1 protein-coding gene is annotated in these 215 nt (G+C 66.5%); it reads right to left on the bottom strand.

What is annotated here, in order from left to right; all coding sequences use genetic code 11:
* Positions 1–215, bottom strand: a 215-nt coding sequence (locus tag Q0908_RS20355) for a hypothetical protein (RefSeq protein ID WP_299289123.1), incomplete at both ends; no start/stop codon positions are given.

Here is a 215-nt window from a genome sequence, read left to right as displayed (position 1 = left end):
TCAGTACCTGTCAGCGCCACCTCACCACCATAGATCAGCGCAGTCGGGCCGACCGTCAGCGCAGCCGCATTGACGTCAAGTCGGGTGCGCCCGGCCACGCCGCCACTGATCAGGGCCGTGCCTGTGACGTCCGCATCGACCACCCCGCCCTCGACCGTGCCCGACACCGTCAGATCGTCCGCAGTGACGGCAAGCGCCTCTTCGATATCCAGAAC

Source organism: uncultured Tateyamaria sp., assembly GCF_947494755.1.
In the GTDB taxonomy this organism is placed as follows: domain Bacteria; phylum Pseudomonadota; class Alphaproteobacteria; order Rhodobacterales; family Rhodobacteraceae; genus Tateyamaria.
Note: the sequence above shows the minus strand (reverse complement) of the source record. Positions and strands in the feature narration are given on the sequence as shown.